The organism is Micromonospora sp. NPDC005710 (assembly GCF_040630995.1).
Taxonomy (GTDB): domain Bacteria; phylum Actinomycetota; class Actinomycetes; order Mycobacteriales; family Micromonosporaceae; genus Micromonospora.
Genome location: NZ_JBEXYP010000032.1, coordinates 32580 through 50895, shown reverse-complemented (window position 1 = coordinate 50895; position 18316 = coordinate 32580). Strand labels below are relative to the sequence as shown.

Annotated in this window: 12 protein-coding genes, 1 tRNA gene and 2 pseudogenes; 9 read left to right on the top strand and 6 right to left on the bottom strand. The window is 73.4% G+C overall.

Annotated features, from left to right (window positions below):
* Positions 1 to 450: 450 nt before the first annotated feature.
* The 3 genes from ABZ406_RS28975 to ABZ406_RS28965 form a co-directional block, all read right to left on the bottom strand.
* Complete coding sequence (locus ABZ406_RS28975) at positions 451 to 1455, bottom strand: site-specific integrase (RefSeq protein ID WP_357768344.1); 1005 nt, start codon at positions 1453 to 1455, stop codon at positions 451 to 453.
* Between the two features lie 11 nt (positions 1456 to 1466).
* A complete protein-coding gene (locus ABZ406_RS28970) occupies positions 1467 to 1805 on the bottom strand; it encodes an AbrB/MazE/SpoVT family DNA-binding domain-containing protein (protein WP_238647385.1) in 339 nt (112 codons plus the stop codon).
* 254 nt (positions 1806 to 2059) lie between these two features.
* A tRNA-Leu gene (locus ABZ406_RS28965) sits at positions 2060 to 2146 on the bottom strand.
* A gap of 247 nt (positions 2147 to 2393) precedes the next feature.
* On the opposite strand from ABZ406_RS28965, the pseudogene ABZ406_RS28960 reads away from it, so the two are divergent.
* The 6 genes and pseudogenes from ABZ406_RS28960 to ABZ406_RS28935 all read left to right on the top strand — a co-directional run.
* A pseudogene (locus ABZ406_RS28960) lies at positions 2394 to 2792 on the top strand (tetratricopeptide repeat protein); the annotation flags it as partial.
* Positions 2793 to 4227: 1435 nt separating this feature from the next.
* A pseudogene (locus ABZ406_RS28955) lies at positions 4228 to 4976 on the top strand (fibronectin type III domain-containing protein); the annotation flags it as partial.
* Positions 4977 to 5169: 193 nt separating this feature from the next.
* On the top strand, positions 5170 to 7797 hold the full coding sequence (locus tag ABZ406_RS28950; protein WP_357768340.1) for a fibronectin type III domain-containing protein: 2628 nt from the start codon (positions 5170 to 5172) through the stop codon (positions 7795 to 7797).
* Between the two features lie 27 nt (positions 7798 to 7824).
* Positions 7825 to 8820 (top strand): MoxR family ATPase, encoded by a 996-nt coding sequence (locus tag ABZ406_RS28945; protein ID WP_357768337.1) that lies wholly within the window; start codon positions 7825 to 7827, stop codon positions 8818 to 8820.
* Positions 8821 to 8834: 14 nt separating this feature from the next.
* Positions 8835 to 10007, top strand: a complete 1173-nt coding sequence (locus ABZ406_RS28940; RefSeq protein ID WP_357768334.1) for a DUF58 domain-containing protein — start codon at positions 8835 to 8837, stop codon at positions 10005 to 10007.
* Positions 10001 to 12286, top strand: a complete 2286-nt coding sequence (locus tag ABZ406_RS28935) for a transglutaminaseTgpA domain-containing protein (RefSeq protein WP_357768331.1) — start codon at positions 10001 to 10003, stop codon at positions 12284 to 12286. Before ABZ406_RS28940 ends, ABZ406_RS28935 begins: the two co-directional genes overlap by 7 nt.
* A 119-nt stretch (positions 12287 to 12405) precedes the next feature.
* Here ABZ406_RS28935 and ABZ406_RS28930 read toward each other — a convergent pair whose 3' ends face one another.
* Positions 12406 to 13197 carry an SDR family oxidoreductase gene (locus tag ABZ406_RS28930; RefSeq protein ID WP_357768327.1) on the bottom strand — a complete coding sequence of 264 codons (792 nt, stop codon included), beginning with the start codon at positions 13195 to 13197 and terminating at the stop codon, positions 12406 to 12408.
* Positions 13194 to 14177, bottom strand: a complete 984-nt coding sequence (locus ABZ406_RS28925; RefSeq protein ID WP_357768353.1) for an LLM class F420-dependent oxidoreductase — start codon at positions 14175 to 14177, stop codon at positions 13194 to 13196. Before ABZ406_RS28925 ends, ABZ406_RS28930 begins: the two co-directional genes overlap by 4 nt.
* 154 nt (positions 14178 to 14331) lie before the next feature.
* Between ABZ406_RS28925 and ABZ406_RS28920 the strand changes: the two genes are divergently transcribed.
* On the top strand, positions 14332 to 15552 hold the full coding sequence (locus ABZ406_RS28920) for a low temperature requirement protein A (RefSeq protein WP_357768324.1): 1221 nt from the start codon (positions 14332 to 14334) through the stop codon (positions 15550 to 15552).
* Positions 15553 to 15591: 39 nt separating this feature from the next.
* The gene (locus tag ABZ406_RS28915) at positions 15592 to 16455 is read left to right on the top strand and encodes a DUF1028 domain-containing protein (RefSeq protein WP_357768321.1); all 864 of its coding nucleotides are present in this window, start codon (positions 15592 to 15594) and stop codon (positions 16453 to 16455) included.
* Positions 16456 to 16491: 36 nt separating this feature from the next.
* Here the strand turns inward: ABZ406_RS28915 and ABZ406_RS28910 are convergent, their stop codons facing one another.
* Entirely contained in the window at positions 16492 to 17379 is an 888-nt protein-coding gene (locus ABZ406_RS28910; protein ID WP_357768318.1) for a phosphatase PAP2 family protein, read from the bottom strand.
* Positions 17380 to 17462: 83 nt separating this feature from the next.
* Between ABZ406_RS28910 and ABZ406_RS28905 the strand changes: the two genes are divergently transcribed.
* Entirely contained in the window at positions 17463 to 18218 is a 756-nt protein-coding gene (locus ABZ406_RS28905) for a DUF3159 domain-containing protein (RefSeq protein ID WP_357768315.1), read from the top strand.
* The last annotated feature ends 98 nt before the right edge of the window (positions 18219 to 18316 follow it).

Here is an 18316-nt window from a genome sequence, read left to right as displayed (position 1 = left end):
GCACGCATCCGCAGCGAACGCCAACACCGCTGGGGACAGCCGACCACGAAAGCCGCCTAACCAACCCCGCGAACGTTTGTGGTCACGGCACTAGCTGTCTACGAGTCAGTTCGACCGGTCGATGAGAGCAGCCAATCCTCGGGTTACTTCGACACAAGCAGGCACCGGCTTGGCCTGTGGTCATTCCTGCGTCGGCTGCTCAATCAGGCGTTCCCAGCGATCGGTGCCCTGCTCGTGCATCTCAGCGGCGACGAGCAGGCGAGGGCCGTCGAGACCAAGCGGGCCACGTCCGGCTGCCAGGGGAGATCCGTGCCCAAGTGCTACTACGAACGGTATGGATGCTCTCGGACGCTCGCCTTCGAGACGGACCGCTTGATCAGAACGGATACACCACGCATTAGAGGGGTGGGCCTGGGCGTAGCGACCAGGCCTACCCGTTGTCGTCCCCCATCAGGCCAGAGGATGGGGCTCCTTCGTCAGGGCTGCCAGAGCGGCGGCGACCTCCTGAAGACTCGCCCGGACGTACGTACTGGTGGTGCCAACATCGCTACCGCTGTCGGTGTGCCCGGCGTAGGCGCGAGCCACGGCGTAGCCGAAGTTCCGCTCGACCCATGTCAACGTCGTGTGCCGCAACCAATGCGTACTGATCTGCTGCACGTAGACCCACGGCAAGTGCTCGCCGATGCGCACCCACAGGTGGTCGTAGCGCCGGTAGGTGATCGGCTGCCCATTCCGGTAACGCAGCAGCTGTCCCGTCCCCGTCGCCTGACGTTCCTCGGCATGCTGCTGCAGATGCCTCATCAGCGTCGGTGACACCGGCTGCCACCGCACCGTGTCACCCTTCTCCCGCAGCAAGATGAGGCACTGGTCCGGGTCCAGGTCGACGGGCCGCAGCGCCAGCGCACCGCCCCGGCGGCACGCCGTCTCGGTGTGCAGCCGCAGCAGCAGGCTGTCCAGCGCCGGGTCATCGCCCGTGCTGGCAGCAACGGCGTTGATCTCCGCCAACCGCTTGTCGGCCACCGCTCGTCTGGTGCTGGGCAGGCGCCGCGGCTTGGCCACCTTGAGGGCGGGGTTGTCCGCCGCGGTGACGTACCCGTCGGCAACGGCCCGCTTGTATAGACACCGCAGCGCGGAAATCAAATGCTCCGCCGCGCTACGCCCGCCTCGCGCGTTGCGTCGGGCCACCACATGCGTCTTGGTGTACTCAGCGAGATGCTCAATCTCCGACGGAGTCGGCTCATCGAGCCGCCGCTGCCCCCACTGCTCCAGGACCCGCTTCCAGTACGAGCCGTACGCCCGCCGGGTACCGTCGCTAACCGCCGCCGCTACCACCGGCACGTACTCCGCGAACGTTGGTGCGGGCGGACGATCGGGGGCCGCTTCGACAAGGTCGGCCGGCGAGATCCCCATCCGCGCCAGCAACAGCCGCGCGGCATCCAGCTCAGCCCTGCCCACGGTCGTGTCACTCATGCCTGACCACCGCCCAGCAGAGCTGCATGAACCGCCACGACCATCGCGTCCAAGGCGGCAGGAGGGTGCACCACGAGCAGACCGTCAGCAGGGTTTGCCGCGAGCAGCACCCGGTCGCCGGCGGCGAGCCCGCACCAGTGTCGGACAGCCGCCGGCAAGTGGAGGTGGCCTTGGCCGGTGACGGTGAAGACGCCCTGCCGGTCCAGCCGGACGACAATGACACCGGAGGCCTCGCGGATGTGCAGCCGCGTGCCCGGCCCCCATCCGAGGGCCCGGATGACCGCACGGTCGGCGATCCGGCCACTGCTGTCGATGGCAGCCAGGCCGTACAACATCGTGCCGGTACGTGACGTGGGTAGCACCGGCAGGGGGAATGGCGGACGACGAGTGGCTCCACCACGCGGCCGGTGCGGGCTCTGCTCACGGTCCGACAGCCTCACGGGAGGGATGACGGGAGCCACGGAACGATCAGCCACGACAACCGCCCCCGATCGAGACAGGCTCGGTCGAGGGTGTCGCTGAGGTCAGATTTGCGTGGTCAAGCGCGCTTGACCACCAGTACGCGATACACAGCATGGATGCTGCAATTTGGTGTCCGAGGGGGGACTTGAACCCCCACACCCTATACGGGTACTAGCACCTCAAGCTAGCGCGTCTGCCATTCCGCCACCCGGACCTACACGTTGAGCCTACCTCGCCGGCCAGATGATCTTCCATCTGGTAATCGGCGCGGCGGGCCGCACGGGGAGTTACTGTACACGCCGCTCGTGGATCATGCACATCGCCTTCCGGCGCCTCTCCGCCGACGCTTCCGCCGCTGCTCAGGCCGCCTCGAACGGCCTCCCCGACACACTCGGGGTGTGTACGGGTAGCGTCCGGCGGCCCTCTCCCGGCAGCATTACCACGTGGTCCATCCCTCCCCCTTGGCAGCCGCCCAGCACCGAGCCCTCGCCCTGCGCGCCGCGGGCGACCTCAGCGCCGCCCGGCAACTGCTCGCGGAGGCCGTCGAATCCACTCCCCCGCCGTACGGTGACGACCATCCCGAGGTGCTGCACACCGCGCATCTGCTGGCGCGCCTGCACCGGGAGGGGGACGACCCGCTGGCTGCCCGCCGGGTGTTGGAGGAGGCGTTCGCGGCGGGCGAGCGGCGCTGGGAGCACTCCGACCCGCTGATGCTCGCGCTCGCCTTCGAATTGGCCGAGGTGGCGGAGGAGTTGGGCAACCGGCACGAGGCCCGCCGCAACTACACCCGCGTCGCCACCGCCGGGCCCGCCGCACTCGGGGAGAACCACCCGGCGGTACGCGCCGCCCGCGACTACCTGGGCCCACCCGCGTCGACGCCGGGCGGGCAGCACCCCGCGCCGGTCCCCGGTCCGGCCCCGGTGACCGAGCCGGGTGCCCGGTCGGCGCTCACCGGCCCGACCCTGTCGCTGGCCACCCTCGCCGCGATGCGGCCGTCCGCCGGTGGCCCGCCGCCGACCGTCTCACCCTGGGCACCGCCGCAACCGCCGGCCACACCCCCACCAAACCCCTCGGCGGTACGCACACCAGCCGCACCCACACCCTTCGGCACCGCCACCACGGCACCTGTTCCCGCCCCTCGGGCGGCGCCCGTTGGGCCGGCAGCTTCCTCGATTGCGCAGGCACCGGCCGGCCCGCCGACGGCAGCGCCTACGCCCGCAACGTTGCCGCGAGCCGACGCGACACGACCGGCGAATGCCATGTCACTCGGCTCACGCGCCAGCGGACAACCCCTCACGAAGGCGCAACCGCCGCTTCGGCGCCCCCACCAGCAACCGCCCGAGCCTGCGATGCCACCCCGCCAACGCACCGCCGAGCAACTACCCGGACCAACTCGGCCGAGCCTCGGCCCGCAACCGCCCGGGTCCTTGACGCCGCCCCGGCAACGCCTCGACGAGCAGCCGTCCCGGCCACCTGTCGGCCCGATGCCCCAGCCGAGCGCTGAGCACCCACCGACGACACCGGCCGGGCAGCCATCACCGCACCCTGAGCCGTCCGGCCCACCCGTGGCACCCCGCCAGCGGGTAGGCGACCAGATCCCACCGCCGGTGGTCGACGCGCCCCCCTCGGCGTCGGGCGTCCCGTCGGCGGCACCTCGCTGGGACAACCCCACGATCCAGGTACGGCAGATCGAGCCGCTACTCGCCGCGGAGGCCGCCCGAGCCGCTGCGCCACGAACAGCGCCGAGTGAATCGCACAACGTGTCCGGCGTCGAGGCGGCATCATCAGGAACGCCCTCCCCGATCGTCGACCACCACGCACCGGGGTACCCGATGAGCGGGCCGCCGGCCCAACCCGTCAGCGCACCGCTGGTGACGCCGCACCCGATCTCCGCGCCCCCCAGCGAGCCGTACCCGGTCTCCGGCCCGCCGGCCCAGCCGTACCCGATCTCCGCACCACCCGGCTACAGCCCACCCGTCTCCGGACCGCCCGCCCACGGCCAGCCCGTCTCGGCCCCGCCCGGCTACGGCCACCCTGTCTCCGCACTACCCGAGCACACCTACCCGGTGTCCGCACCGCCCGGTTTCGGGCCCCCCGTCTCCGGGCCGCCTGTCTCCGGGCCGCCTGTCTCCGGGCCGCCCTACGGACCACCTGTTTCCGCGCCTCCGGTGAGCGCGCCACCCGTGCCGCCGTGGGGGTTGACCACACCGCCCTGGAGCAGCAGCGAACCGTCACAGCCCCTGTCAACTCCCGGCGCCGACTCCCTCACCCACGTCACGACACCTCCGCCCAACCCGGCGGCCGTGACCGTCGGGCAGGCCACGCCCATCGGCCAGGCCACGCCCGTCGCGCAAACCACGACGGGCACCGGTGCGGGCGGTGATTCCGGGTTGGGCATCCTCGACACCCCGGTGGTGCCCACTCACCAGGCGCCGCCGGTCCCGCATTACCACCACCAGCCATCCCAGACGCCGTACTCCCAGGACCAGCATCAGACGCCGTACCCGGGTCAGCAGTACCAGCCGGTACCTGACGCGTACCGGCCGGCGTACGCCGATGGTGGTGGGTCGACGGGCCGCAACCGGGCGGCGGTGATCGGTGCGGTCGTGGCGGCCGGGGTGGCCGTCGTGGCGGTGGCGGGTCTGGGCGCGGTGGTGCTGACCCGCGACTCTCCGCCGCCGGCTGGGACCGCGCCGACGGCTGCGGTGCCGGCACCGTCGGCGACCGGGGCGGCGCCGGGCGACCTGACGTTGCGGGACGATTCGACGACGATCACGTTGACCTGGACGGACCCGACCGGTGGTGCGGTGCCGTTCATGGTCGCGGCCGGCCGGGCCGGGCAGGCGTTGGGTGTGATGGCCACCGTGGACCCGGGCCGGACCAGCTACACGGTCAACGGGCTGAACTCCAGAGTGGATCACTGTTTCACCGTGTTGGCTGTCTACTCCACTGACAGCTTTGCGACTTCCGGGCAGGTTTGCACCGCGCGGGAGCGCAGGGCCACGTCGAGCGGGGAGCCCTCGGGTCGGCAGTCGCCGCGCTGAATCGAGCGGGATCCGGGCGGCGCCGAGCCGACAGAGGGCTGAGCTGGACGTCCACAACGCACACGCTCGGTATCCACAGGGGTGACGGTGCGGGTTCCCCCGTCACCAGCAGCGCCATATGATGGCACCCGGCTCAGGGGAGTGGTCGCCGCGAGGCGCGCCACCTGCCACGACTCAGGGGAGGCGGCCGGCTGTGGCCAGCATCGACGACGCCGTACCGACCGAGGCCCCCGGCTCCCGGTCCCGGCTGCGCGGCGGGCTGGTGACCGTCGGCACGGTGGCCGCGCTGCTGGCCGCCATGGGGCTGACGGTCCTCGGGTTGGGCGCGGCGGACAACGCGGTGGCCAACTACGACGCGAGTTCCTGGCTGTGGAGCACGGCGCGCAGTGAGCTGGCCCGGGTCAACGGGGTCACCGCCCGGGTGGACACCCGCACCGAGATCCCCGGTGCCCGGCAGCACCCGATGCAGATCACCCAGACCGACCGGTTGCTGATCCTGCGGGACCTGCAGACCGGGCAGGTCAGCTCCCTGGATCTGGCCACCCTGCAGCTCAGCGCGACCACCCGGACCACCCCCGGCCTGGGCGTCAGTGTGGCCCTGCACGAGGACGCGGCGTTCGTCGTCGACGCCGTGCAGGGCATCGTCCGGCAGCTCGACCCGCGATCGTTGACCCCGGTGGGCGAGCCGGTGCGGTACCCGCCGGGCATCACCGGCGGCACCTTCGACGGTAAGGGTCGACTCTGGATCGCGGTGCCCAGTCAGGGCACCGTCTCGGCGATCACCGCGGCCAAGCTGCCGTCCGTGCCGGCGTCGGCCGCGCCTGCGGGTGCCGGGCTCAGCCCGCAGCGGGTCGAGTCGTACGACGTCGCCGAGGCCAGCCACGAGCTGGTGGTCTCAACCCTGGATGACGGGGTGGCGGTGCTCGACCGGACGGCCGGGAAGCTGGTGCGGGTGCAGCGCGGTGAGGTGCACCCGACGCCGTTGACGCTGTCCGGTCCGGCGGCGCTGCCGGCGCGCACCAGCGGCGCTCGGGTGCCGGTCACGGTGACCGCCGACCGGCGGGTGCTGCTGGTGGGTGACGGTGGGCAGGAGAGCGGGTTCACAGTGCCGGGTGAGGGGGATCGGCTCAGTCCGGCGGTGGCCTGGGCGGACCGGTTCTACTGCGCCGACGAGGCCACCGGCACCATCTACTCCTTCGACGCGGCGGGTCAGCTCGTGGAGACCATCAGTGGGCGGGCCAACGGGCCGCTGGAGCTGGAGGTCCGGGAGAATCACCTGTTCATCAACTCCCCGGACTCGGCGACCGCCCGCGTGGTGGACGACAAGCACCAGGTGCGCGAGGTCGACAAGTACGCCAACGACGTGCTCGGCGGTGACCCGCCGCCGGTGCCCCCGCCGCCGCCTCCGCCGAAGAAGCCCCGGGTGGGTAAGCCGAGCGCGCCGCGCAGCGTCACCGCCGCCGCCGGCAACGCCCAGGCGCGGGTGACCTGGCGGCCGGCCGCCGCCAACGGCGCCGAGATCATCAAGTACGTGGTGGAGGGCGCCGGCCAGCGTGTGCAGGTGGGCGCCAACCAGCGGGCGGTGGAGATCAAGGGTCTGACCAACGGCGAGACGTACCGGTTCGCGGTGCACGCCGTCAACGCCAAGGGGGACGGTCCGCCGCGCAACAGCAACCCGGTGACCCCGACGGCGGCGGTGCCCGACCCGCCGGCGAGCGTCACCGCGCGGGAACGGCCCGACGGCACGGTCCTCGTGAAGTGGCCGGCGGCGAACGGGCAGGGCAACACCATCGCCAGGTACGCGGTGACGGCCAGTTCGGCGGGGACGAACGCGCCGGCCGGCGAGTCGACCAGGACGGAGCTGGTGGTGCCCGCCGGTGAGCTGGAGTTCGGCACCCAGTACGCGTTCACGGTGGTGGCGGTCAACAGCAAGGGCGCCGGGTCGGCGGCGTCCCCGGTCAGCAACACCGTGGTGCCCTTCGCGGCGCCCGGTCGACCGTTCGACCTGCGCGCCGGCACCGTCGCCAACCAGCCAGGCGCGGTGACGGTGCAGTGGGCGCCGGCCGGGGCCAACGGTCGGCCGGTGACGAAGTACCTGGTGGACGTTGGTGGGCGGGTCAGCGAGGTGACCGACACCCGTACGACAGTCACCGGGCTGGGCAACGGTCAGAACGTCGCGGTGAAGGTGAAGGCGGTCAACGAGGCGGGGCCGGGCCCGGAGGCCACCGCCACCGCCCGGACGGTGGCCGAGCCACGGGTCACGGTGACCGGTTCGTCGTCGACGGCCACCGGGGCGACTGTCGCCTTCACTGTGGACGCCGGTAACGGCAAGGCCACCTGCACGCTGAGCACTGCCGGTGAGGCGGCGAAGGCTGGGGCGTGTTCCAGCATCACGATGACGGGCCTGACGCCGGGCACCGCGTACACGTTCACTGTGACGGCGAGCAACGCCGCCGGTAAGGGCACCGCGACGCGGGCTCAGAAGACGCTGCCGCTGTACGGGGTCGCGACCTGCCGCAACGGCGCGTCCGGGCCCGAGTCGACCTACTGTGACCGGGACCGCGAGGGCCGCAACGGCAACGAGATCTTCTCGGTCACCCGGCAGGACAACGACAAGCAGGTGGGTTGGGCGAAGCCCGGCACCCGACTGCAGGCGTACTGCAAGAAGTCGGGCGAGGAGGTCTACGCCTACATCTACAACAACGAGAAGCGCAGCACCTGGTGGGTGCAGGTCAACTACAAGGGTGGGAAGAACTACATCCCGTGGGCCTGGCTCAACCTGGAGGGCGGCGATGACATCAAGGTCCTGCCCACCTGCTGAACCACCAGGCGAGGAGCACCACCGACAGTGAACACGCACGAGCCGCTCACCCAGCCGGAGGTGCAGGGTTTCGCCGCCCTGGCCGCCCGGCTGGCCGAGAACGTCAACGCGGTGGTGCTCGGTAAGCCGCAGGTGGTACGGCTGGCGCTGACCGCGCTCTTCGCCCAGGGTCACGTGCTACTGGAGGACGTGCCCGGGGTCGGTAAGACGACCCTGGCGCGGGCCATCGCCGCCACCGTGAAGGGCGAGTGGCGGCGTATCCAGTTCACTCCCGACCTGCTCCCCTCGGACGTGTCCGGGGTGACGATCTTCAACCAGGCGACCCGGGACTTCGAGTTCCATCCGGGGCCGGTCTTCGCCAACATCGTCATCGCCGACGAGATCAACCGGGCGTCGCCGAAGACCCAGTCGGCGCTGCTGGAGGTGATGGAGGAACGCACCGTCACAGTGGACGGGGTCCGGCACCCGGTGCCGTCGCCGTTCCTGGTGGTGGCCACCCAGAACCCGGTGGAGATGGACGGCACCTACCGGCTGCCCGAGGCGCAGTTGGACCGTTTCCTGGTGAAGCTCTCCGTCGGGTACCCGGACGAGGCGGTCGAGGTCGAGGTGCTGCGCGGCGCGACAGTGCGCTCCCCCGAGGCGCTCGCCCCGGTGACCGACACCGCCACCGTCGGCGAGATGGTCCGGATGGCCCGCCGGGTGCACATCGCCGAGCCGCTCTACTCGTACGCGGTGCGGCTCGCCGCGGCCACCCGCACGCACCCGCAGGTGCGTGTCGGGGTCAGCCCTCGGGGTGTGATCGCGTTGACCAGGGCGGCGTGCGCGTACGCGCTCATCGACGGGCGGGGTTGGATCATGCCGGAGGATCTGAAGGCGCTCGCCGAGGCGGTCTTCGCCCACCGGCTGCTGCTCACCCCGGAGGCCCAGGTGCGCGGGATGACCGCCCCGGAGGTGCTGCGCCAGGCCGTCGCCTCGGTGCCGGTGCCGCTGCCGTCGGGGCAACCCGCTCCGGTGCAGGGCTGACCGGCAGCAGCGCGATGGGAATCACCGCCCGTGGGTTCGGGCTGCTCGTCGCCGCCGTGGTGCTGCTGGGGGCGGGTTTCCGGTTCGCGTACCCCGAGTTGACGCTGCTCGGCGCGGCGGCTGGCGCGGCCGTCGGCTACGCCGCGCTGGTCGCGGCGTGGCGACCCCGGCTGACGGTGACCCGCGTCGCCGACCCGGACCGGGTGGCACGCGGCGAGCCGGCGCGGATGACGGTGACGGTGCGCAACACCGGGCGGCTGCGCTCGGCGAACCTGCTGGCCGAGGACCGCTGCGGGGAACGGACCGTGCCGGTGCCGGTGCTGCGGCTGCGACCCGGCCGGGACACCGAGGTCCGCTACGACGTGCCGACCGACCGTCGTGGGGTGGTGCCGGTCGGTCCGCTGCGGGTGACCCGACGTGACCCGCTGGGGTTGGTGGCGCTGGCCCGCCCGTACGGTGCGGCGGTTCCGGTGTGGGTGCACCCCCGGGTCCACCCGCTGACGGCGGTGCCCCGGGGTTCGGGGCGCAGCCTCGACGGCCGGGTGGACGGGGTCCCGCACGGGTCGATCACGTTCGACTCGCTGCGGGAGTACGTGGTCGGCGACGAGTTGCGCCGGGTGCACTGGCGCACCAGCGCCCGGGTGGGTGAGCTGATGGTGCGGGAGAGCGTGGACACCAGCCTGCCGCGCCTGGTCGTCCTGCTGGACAACCGCGTCGCCGCGCACCCGCTGCGGGTCGGCGGGGTGGCCGAGTCGTTCGAGTCGGCCTGTGAGGCGGCGGCGTCGATAGTCACCGCCGCGCACCGCGCCGACCTGCCGGTGCTGTTGCTGGAGGTTGCCGCGAAGCCGACGGAGGCCACGACGCCCGACGGCGGCGCGGACGGCGCGCTCGGGCCGCTGGACCGGCTCGCCGCCGCCGACCTTTCCACCGATGGTGACGCGGTGCGGGCGGCCACGACCCGGCTGCGGCAGGACCGGCTGGGCGACACGCTGATCTTCCTGACCGGGCCAGGTGGCCGCGACGAGCTGGGGCACGTCGGGGCGCTGCGCGGGGCGTACCCGTCGGTGGTGGTCGGGGTGTTCGGCGCGGCCGAGCCGACGCCGCCGGGCACCGCCGGGCTCGTGGTCGTCGACGCGGCGGACGGCGCGCAGTTCGCCGCCGAGTGGGACGGGGTACGCCGGTGGTGACGGTCGCCGTGCGGGTGCTGCGGGCGGCGGTCCTGCCACTGGTGCTGATCGGGCTGACGGCGCTCGCCGGGGTGGTGCTCGGCCGGGTGTACGCCGGTGGTCTGCTGCTCTGGCTCGTCGTCGGCGCGGCGACGGGCTCGGTGCTGGTCAGCGTGGCCGCCCGACGGCTGCCGTCGTGGCTGGTGGCGCCGGTGTCGGTGGCCGCGATGGCCGGCTGGACACTGTGGTCACTGCGGCTGGCGGCGACCCGCGCGGAGGTGCCGGGCGGCCTGCTGGAGGTCACCGCCGACGCCGCCCGTAACGGCATCCCCCGGCTGCTCACCGCGATGATCCCGGTGGAACCCACCCCGGACACCGTGCTGGTGCCGGTCGTCGCCGCCTGGCTGGCCGGGCTCACCGGCGCGGAGGTGGCGCTGCGCACCGGCCGGGTGTTGCTGGGTTACCTGCCGGCGGCGGGGCTCTACGCCGCCGGCCTCTACGTGGTCGGTCCGAACGCCGAACCGGCGGTGGGGTCGACGCTCGTGTTCGTCGCGGTCGCGGCCCTCGGTCTGGCCACCCCCACCGGGCCGGCGGCGGGCGGCGGTGATCCGACCGCCGACCTGACCCCCCGGGTTCGCGCGGCGGTGCGGCTGCGGCTGGCCACCAGCGCGGCGCTCGGGGTGGTTCTGGTGGTCGGGTTCGTCGCGGCGCTCGGCCCGGTCGTCGCCGATCAGGTGCGCGGCCGACCGGTGGACCCACGCCGGTACGTGGAGCCACCGCAGGTGCAGACGCTCGACGAGAACCCGTTGATCCGGATCTCCGGGTGGGCGCTGCACCCGGAGCAGAAGCTCCTCGACGTGAGCACGGAACGCCCCACCGGGACCGACCCGGCCGCGGACACCGCGCGCAGTGTCCGGATCCGGTTGGCGGTGCTCAGCGACTACGACGGGGTGACGTGGCGGGTCGGCGCGACGTACCGCAACGCCGGGCGGATCCTCCCGACCGCGAATCCGTCCCGGGACAGCACGGTGCGGACGGTCCGCCAGCAGATCAGCGTGGCCGAGTTGAGCGGCCGGCTGCTGCCCGCCGTGGCGACGCCCCGGGAGGTCAGTGGGGCGCGGGTGGCGTACGACCCGGCGAGCGGGACGCTGATCCGGCCGGAGGGACTGACGCCGGGGCTGCGGTACGCGGTGACCTCCGCCGAGGAACGACCCGACTCCAACCTGTTGGCCACCGCGAACGTGCCCGCCGGCGACGAGGTGGCCCGGGTGCTGCGGGTCGCGGACGGGGTGCCCGACCCGATGCGCCGGCTGGCCACCCAACTCGCCGAGGAGAACGGCGCCCCGTACGCGCGGGCGTCGGCGATCGAGCAGTTCCTGGCCGAGCACTACCGGGTGGCGGCGGACGCGCCGAGCGGGCACGCGTACCCGAATCTGGGTTTCTTCCTGTTCGGGCCCCGCAACGGCGGCGGGCAGGAGGGCACCTCGGAGCAGTTCGCGGCGGCCTTCGCGGTCCTCGGCCGACTCTCCGGGTTGCCCACCCGGGTGGTGGTGGGCTTCCGGACCGGCGGGCAGGGGCCGGTGCTGGCCGGTGACGCGTACGCGTGGCCGGAGGTGCTCTTCGACGGGCTGGGCTGGGTGGCGTTCGACCCGCTGCCCCGCCCGGACGACGAGCCGCGACCGGTGGAGGAGGATTTCCGCCCGACACCGGAGGACCCGCCGCCGTCGGAGGCACCGGCACCGACCGCGGAGCCGAGCGCCTCACCGGAGCCGGCAGCCGCCGCCGACGCTCCGCCCGGCAACGACGGAATCTCCACGCCGGTGCTGGTCGCCGGCGGCAGCGGCGGCCTGCTGCTGGTGGTGGGGGCACTCCTGCTCACCCTGCTGGCGATGCGCCGCTCCCTCACCCGCGCCCGGCTGGTCCGGGGCGACCCCGGCCAGCGCATCGCCGGCGCCTGGCGGGAGGTCACCGACGCGCTCCGGCTGGCCGGCAGACCGGTCGGGGACGACCTGGCCGCCACCGAGGTCGCCGGGCACGCCCGCCAGACCCTTGCCGACGCCCGGGCGGGCACGACCGGCGACGACACGACCGCCGACGGGCCGGCGGTCGACGAGCTGGCGGCCCTGCTGAACCAGGTGGGCTTCGCCCCCGGCGCCGCGACCACCGAGCAGGCCGCTCACGCCGCCGAACTGGCGACCACCTATGTGGCCACCCTGCGATCCGCCCGCCCCTGGTGGCGCCGCGTCATCTGGTCCGTGCACCCCACTCCCCTGCGCCGCGCCCGCCGCTCCTCCCGATGACAGGGGCGACGGAGCCGGTCGGTCGACGGGGGAACCCATTGGCGCCCGCACCGGACAGCGGTGATCATCAGAGCGTGGACCAGCATTGGCCACCGGACGCGTGCCGCTGCGGTGACGGGTCAGGCGGTCAGCCGGCGGATGAGTTTGCGCATGCCGGCCTGCCAACCGTCCGGGTCCTCGGCGCGGCGGCGCGCGTAGTCGGCGACCTCGGGATGCGGCAGGATCAGGAAACGTTCCTCGGCCAGCCCGGCGACGGCCGCGTCGGCGACCTGGTCCGGGGTGAGCACCGCACCGGACGCGGCGACCACCCGGGCGCCGAGGTGACCATCGGCGAGCCCGTCGGCGAGCATCGGGGTGTCCACCCCCTGCGGGCAGAGCGCGCTGACCCGGATGCCCCGGTCCCGGTAGGTGATGGCCAGCCACTCGGCGAACCCCACCGAGGCGTGCTTCGTCGCCGTGTACGCGGCGTCGCCCACCGCGGTCAGCACACCCGCCGCCGAGCAGGTGTGCAGCAGGTGCCCGCCGCCCCGGGTGAGCATCCCGGGCAGCACCGCCCGGGCCGAGTAGACGTGGGCGAGCACGTTGACCCGCCACGCCCGGTCCCAACCGGCGTCGTCGACCTCGACTCCCCCGCCGGTTGTCACCCCGGCGTTGGCGCAGAACAGGTCGATCCGGCCGTAGCGCTGCTCGGTGTCGGCGACCAGCTCGCGTACCTGCTCCTCGTCGGTGACGTCGAGGGCGATGGCGTGCGCGACCGGGCCGATGCCCTCGGCCACCGCGTCGGCCGCCTCGGCGTCCAGGTCGGCGACCACCACGGCGGCGGCACCTTCGGCGGCGAACCGGCGCGCGAGCGCCGCGCCGATGCCGCCGGCCCCGCCGGTGACCACCACGATCCGGTCGGTGAGGTTCACGCGGACACCTCCGCGGCGGTGGTGCCCAACCGGGCGATGAGGTCGAGCAGCGTGCCCGTGCCGCCGGCGGTGACCTCGGGGGTGGGCAGCAGCGCCAGGATCGGCACGTCCACCCCGTTGTCGGCGTAGCGGCGCACCTCGGCGCGGCACCGCTCCGGTGAGCCGTGCAGCACCAGCGCGTCGACCACCTCGTCGGGCACCGCCGCGCTGGCGCCGCGCCGGTCACCGGCGGCCCAGGCAGCCCACATCGGCGCGAGCGTCTCGTCGCGGCCGAGCCAACGGTGGAAATCGGCGTACGCTCCGACGGTCAGGTAGCTGGTGATGAGCCGGCGGCCCAGCGCCCGCGCGTACGTGGCGTCCTCGGTGGGGCAGACGAAGATCCGGGCGGCGACGTCGAAGTCGGCGCGCCGCTCGCCCAGCTCGGCGAGGGCACGGGGCACGTCGTCGGCGCTGAGCCAGTTGAGGATGACCCCGTCGGCTTCCGCGCCGGCCAGCCGGAGCATTCCCGGGCGCAGCGCGGCGAGCATGATCGGCGGTGGCACCGCCGGCGGTCGCTCCAGCGTGAACCGGCGGATGGTGAACGTGTCGTAGGCCTCGTCGACGGTTTCCCCGTTCAGCGCGGCGCGCAGGAAACGCAGCACGTCGCGGGTGCGGCGGAACGGCTCGTCGAACGACACCGCGTTCCAGTCCCGGACGAGGACGGGAGAGGACGCGCCGATGCCGAGCGAGAACCGGCCCGGCGCGGCCTCGGCCAGTGCCGCCGCGCTCATCGCCAGCAACCCGGGGCCCCTGGTGAAGACCGGCGTGATCGCGGTGCCCAGTCGCAGCCCGGGCTGCCAGGCCGCAGCGAGCGCCAGCGGGGTGAACGCGTCGGTCCCGGCGACCTCGGACGACCAGACGTCGGTGAACCCGGCCCGGTCGAGGGCCGCGTAGGCCGCGTCGTGGTGCGCCAGCGCGATCCCGCCCAACGGCACCGTCATGCCCCATCGATTCGTCACTGACCGATCGTGCCCGTTGACGCGGGTCCGAGCAAGATCCCCGGACTGGGCAGAATCGCCGGTTTCGGGCCGTACGCCGCAGCGGGAGGTGTTACGACTTCGTGGTGGACCGGACCGACGGCGCAGGCCGCTGACCATGGGTTCCAGGGCGGCGGGACACCTGGAGCCGGTTCCCGCGGCGTCCCCGCCGGGCCGGGCCACCTTCCTGGAACTCTTCTTCGACCTGGTTTTCGTCTTCGCGCTCACCCGGATCTCGGCGCGCGCGTTCGAGGACCTGACCCAGGACCCAGGTCCGGAGCACGCCTGGGGGAATGTCACCGGCAGCGGCAAGACGCTGCTGTTGCTCCTCGCCCTCTGGGCGGTGTGGCAGGGCACCGCGTGGACGACCAGCCGGTACGACCCGTACCGGGTGCCGTTGCAGACCGTGGTGATCACCGCGTTGGTGTGCAGCATGCTGATGGGGGTCGCGATCCCCCGGGCGTTCAGCGAGACCGCGCTGCTGTTCGCGGTGCCGTACGTGATCGCGCAGGTGACCCGGCCGGTGATCCTCTCGATCGCGCTGGGGGCACACCGGTACCGCCGGTTGAAGGTGCGGATGGCGGTGATCTTCGCCGCCAGCGGGGTTCTCTGGATCAGCGGTGCGCTGCTGGGAGGGAACGCGCAGGTGCTGCTCTGGGCGGCGGCGCTGCTCGTCGAGTACCTGGCCGCCCGCTGCGGCTGGCCGGTGCCCGGCCTGGGCCGTTCGAGGATCTCCAAGTGGGAGATCGCCGGCGAGCACCTGGCCGAGCGGTACCAGCAGTTCTTCCTCGTCGCGTTGGGCGAGACGATCCTGGTGGCGGGTTTCGCGTACAGCACGGTGCCGTACGAGATGTCGCACGCGTGGGCGTTCGCGTTCGCGCTGGCCACCTCGATCATGCTGTGGCGCATCTATGTGCAGCGGGCCGGGCGGATCCTGGGCGAGGCGGTGATGAAGGCCAGACACCCCGCCAGCATCGGCCGTTCGGCGGCCGACACCCACCTGCTGATGGTGATCGGTCTCGCCGCCACCGCCATCGGATACGAGCTGATCATCGAGCACCCGCTGGAGCGGATCCCGGGCCCGTGGCTGGCCATGGTGCTCGGAGGTCCGGCCCTGTTCCTGGCCGGCCGCGCCCGCCTGGAGTACGAGGTGTTCGCGCGGGTCTCCCCGTCCCGGTGGATCGCACTCGCGGTGCTCGTGGCGTCGTCGGTGCCGCTGCTGCACCTGCCCGGTCTGGTCGCGACGGCGGTCGGGGTGGTGGTGTTGGCGGCGGTCGCGGTGGCCGACGGCCGCCGGGCCCACGGCGCCCCACCGGAGCCCGCCGCGCCACCGTTCTGAGCCTCGCAGCGCGCCGGCGCGGGCGGCTACTCTCGCCCGGTGACCTTCTCGCTCGTCGCCCGCTCCGCCGACGGCCGCCTGCACGGCGTGGCCGTCGCCAGCAAGTTCCTCGCCGCCGGGGCGCTGGTGCCGGCCGCCGCCGCCGAGGTGGGTGCGGTGGCCACCCAGGCCCACGTCAACCTCGCCTACCGCCCGCAGGGCCTCACCCTGCTGCGCACCGGGGTGGCCGCCGCCGACGTGGTGGCCGGGCTGGTCGCCGCCGACCCCGAGCGGGAGCACCGCCAGGTCGGCGTCGTGGGCCGGACCGGCGCGGGTGCCACCTGGACGGGGTCGGCCTGCCATCAGTGGGCCGGCGGGCGGACCGGCGACGGGTGGGCCGCCCAGGGCAACGTGCTCACCGGCCCGGAGGTCGTCGACGCCCTCGGCGCGGCCTGGCAGGCCGGCACGGCGCTGCCGTTCGCCGAGCGGCTGGTCGCCGCGCTGCGCGCCGGCGACGAGGCCGGGGGCGACCGGCGTGGGCGGCAGAGCGCCGGCCTGCTGGTGGTCGAGCGCGGCGGCGGGTACGGCGGCACCAGCGACGTGGTGGTGGACCTTCGCGTGGACGACCACCCGGACCCGGTCAGCGAGCTGGGTCGCCTGCTCGCGGTGCACACCATGCTGTTCGGCCGGCCCGACCCGGCCACCCTGCTCGATCTGAGCGGCGCGGTCGCCGCCGAGGTGGCAGCGCTGCTCGTCGCGCTGGGCCATCCGGTGCACGAGAACGGCACGGAAGCGGCGTTGGTGTCCTGGGCCGGGTTGGAGAACCTGGAGGAGCGGCTGGTGCCGGGGCGGATCGACCCGGTGGTGCTGACGCACCTGCGCGGGGTCGCCCCGCACGTCCCCGCGCCCCGCTCCGCGAGCTGACCTCGACCGTCCACCCTGCGCGGGGCGGCGGTCGGCTCAGCCCTTGACCCGGGGCACCAGCCGGTGCACGACGGTGAGCGTCAACGCCATCACCACCGCCATCGTGCCGGCGATCCCGGCGGCGCTGCCCGCGTACCCGACGAACAGGGGACGCCGGGCCAGCTCCTCCGGCCCGGTGTCGCGCAGGTCGAGCAACCAGGACAGGGAGAGCCCGCAGGCAACCAGGGCGAGCACACCGCCGAGCCCGAGCACCAGCACCGCGATCCGGTGCGCGTCGCCCGGGGCGATCTCGGCCTGCTCCCGCTGGGTGACCAGCAGCAGCAGCCCGGCCAACGCCGACCACACCCCCACCACGAGGTACGCGGCGACGGCGTCACTGGGCCGGTGCCAGCCGGCGGAGAGGGTGGCGACCCCGGCGGCGGCGGCGTAACCGGCACCGATGAAGGCGCCGGCGGCCCGCACCTTGCGCGGCAGCACGAGCATCAGCGCGACAGCCACCGAGGCGGCCACCGTGGCGTGCCCGCTGGGCAGGCTGTTGCCCACCGCGGCGCGTTCCGGGTCGAGACCGTAGTCGGGCCGGTTCAGCCCGTACTTCAGGAGTTGGGTGGTGACGTTCGCTCCGGCGATCAGCAGGGTCGCGGTGATCGCCAGGGCGATCCGCCCCCGGATCAGCGCGATGAACCCGATCGTCGCGGTGGCGGCCAGCAGCGACACCACCGACATCGCGTTGAGGATCCGGTCGACCGGACCGTCGATGGTGTCCTGGCCGATCCGGTTGCCGGTGAGGGCGACAGTGTCCACCCACTGACCGACCTCGGAGTGCACGGCCACCCGCCACACGGCGAGGAAGGCAGCCGCCTGAACGAGGGCCAGTACGACCAACCAGACCGCGGTCCAACCCCGTGCCGTCGCGCGCATCCGCACACCGTAGCGGCAGGTGTCGGCGCTCCGATCGGTGGCCCGCCGTCAATCGCCGGTTAGGTTGTGCCGGAGGCGAGGAGGCGGTGATGGGCGGAACACCGGAGCGTGACAGTGGCCCGGCCGAGCCCGGTCCGGAGCAGCGCGGGGGCGACGACCCGGGTGCGCGGGCACCGGCGCCGGCCGGCACCGACACCGGGCCGGGAGAGCCGGCGCGGGCCGAGTCGCTCACCGATCTGCTCGGCGGGCGACGCGGCGCCATCGACGCCACCCTGCCGCCGCTGGCGTTCGCGGTGGGCTGGCTGGTGGGCGGCGAGTCGTTGTGGGGTGGGGTCGGCGCGGCGCTGGCGGTGGGTGCGGTGGTGGCCGGCGTACGACTGCGTCGGGGTGACCGGCCGCGGTCGGTGCTGATCGGACTGTTGGCCGTCTGCGTCGCGGCGTTGATCGCGGTACGCACCGGCCGGGCGGAGAACTTCTTTCTGATCCAGGTGCTGTCCAACGCCGCGAGCGCTCTGGCGTGGACGGTCAGCATCGTGGTGCGCTGGCCACTGCTCGGCGTGCTGGTCGGCGCGGTGCTGGGCCAACGCTCGCGGTGGCGGCGCGACAGGGCGCTGCTGCGTGGGTACAGCCGGGCCAGTTGGGTGTGGACGGCGACCTACCTGCTGCGGCTCGCCGTGTTCGTGCCGTTCTACCTGGGCGGGCAGGTGCTCGCGCTGGTGGTGGCCCGGGTGGCGCTGACCTGGCCACTGGTCGCCGCGGCACTGGCCCTGAGCTGGGTGGTGCTGCGGCGCTCGCTGCCACCCGGACACCCGGGGTTGCGTCACCCGGTCGCGCCGCCCCGCTGACCAGGCCCGACCGAGGGGCGGACGGAACGCCGGTCTCGGGGCAAATAAGTGGAGAGGCCGCCACGGGGGGAGCGGCCTCTCCGGTGACGTACGTTACT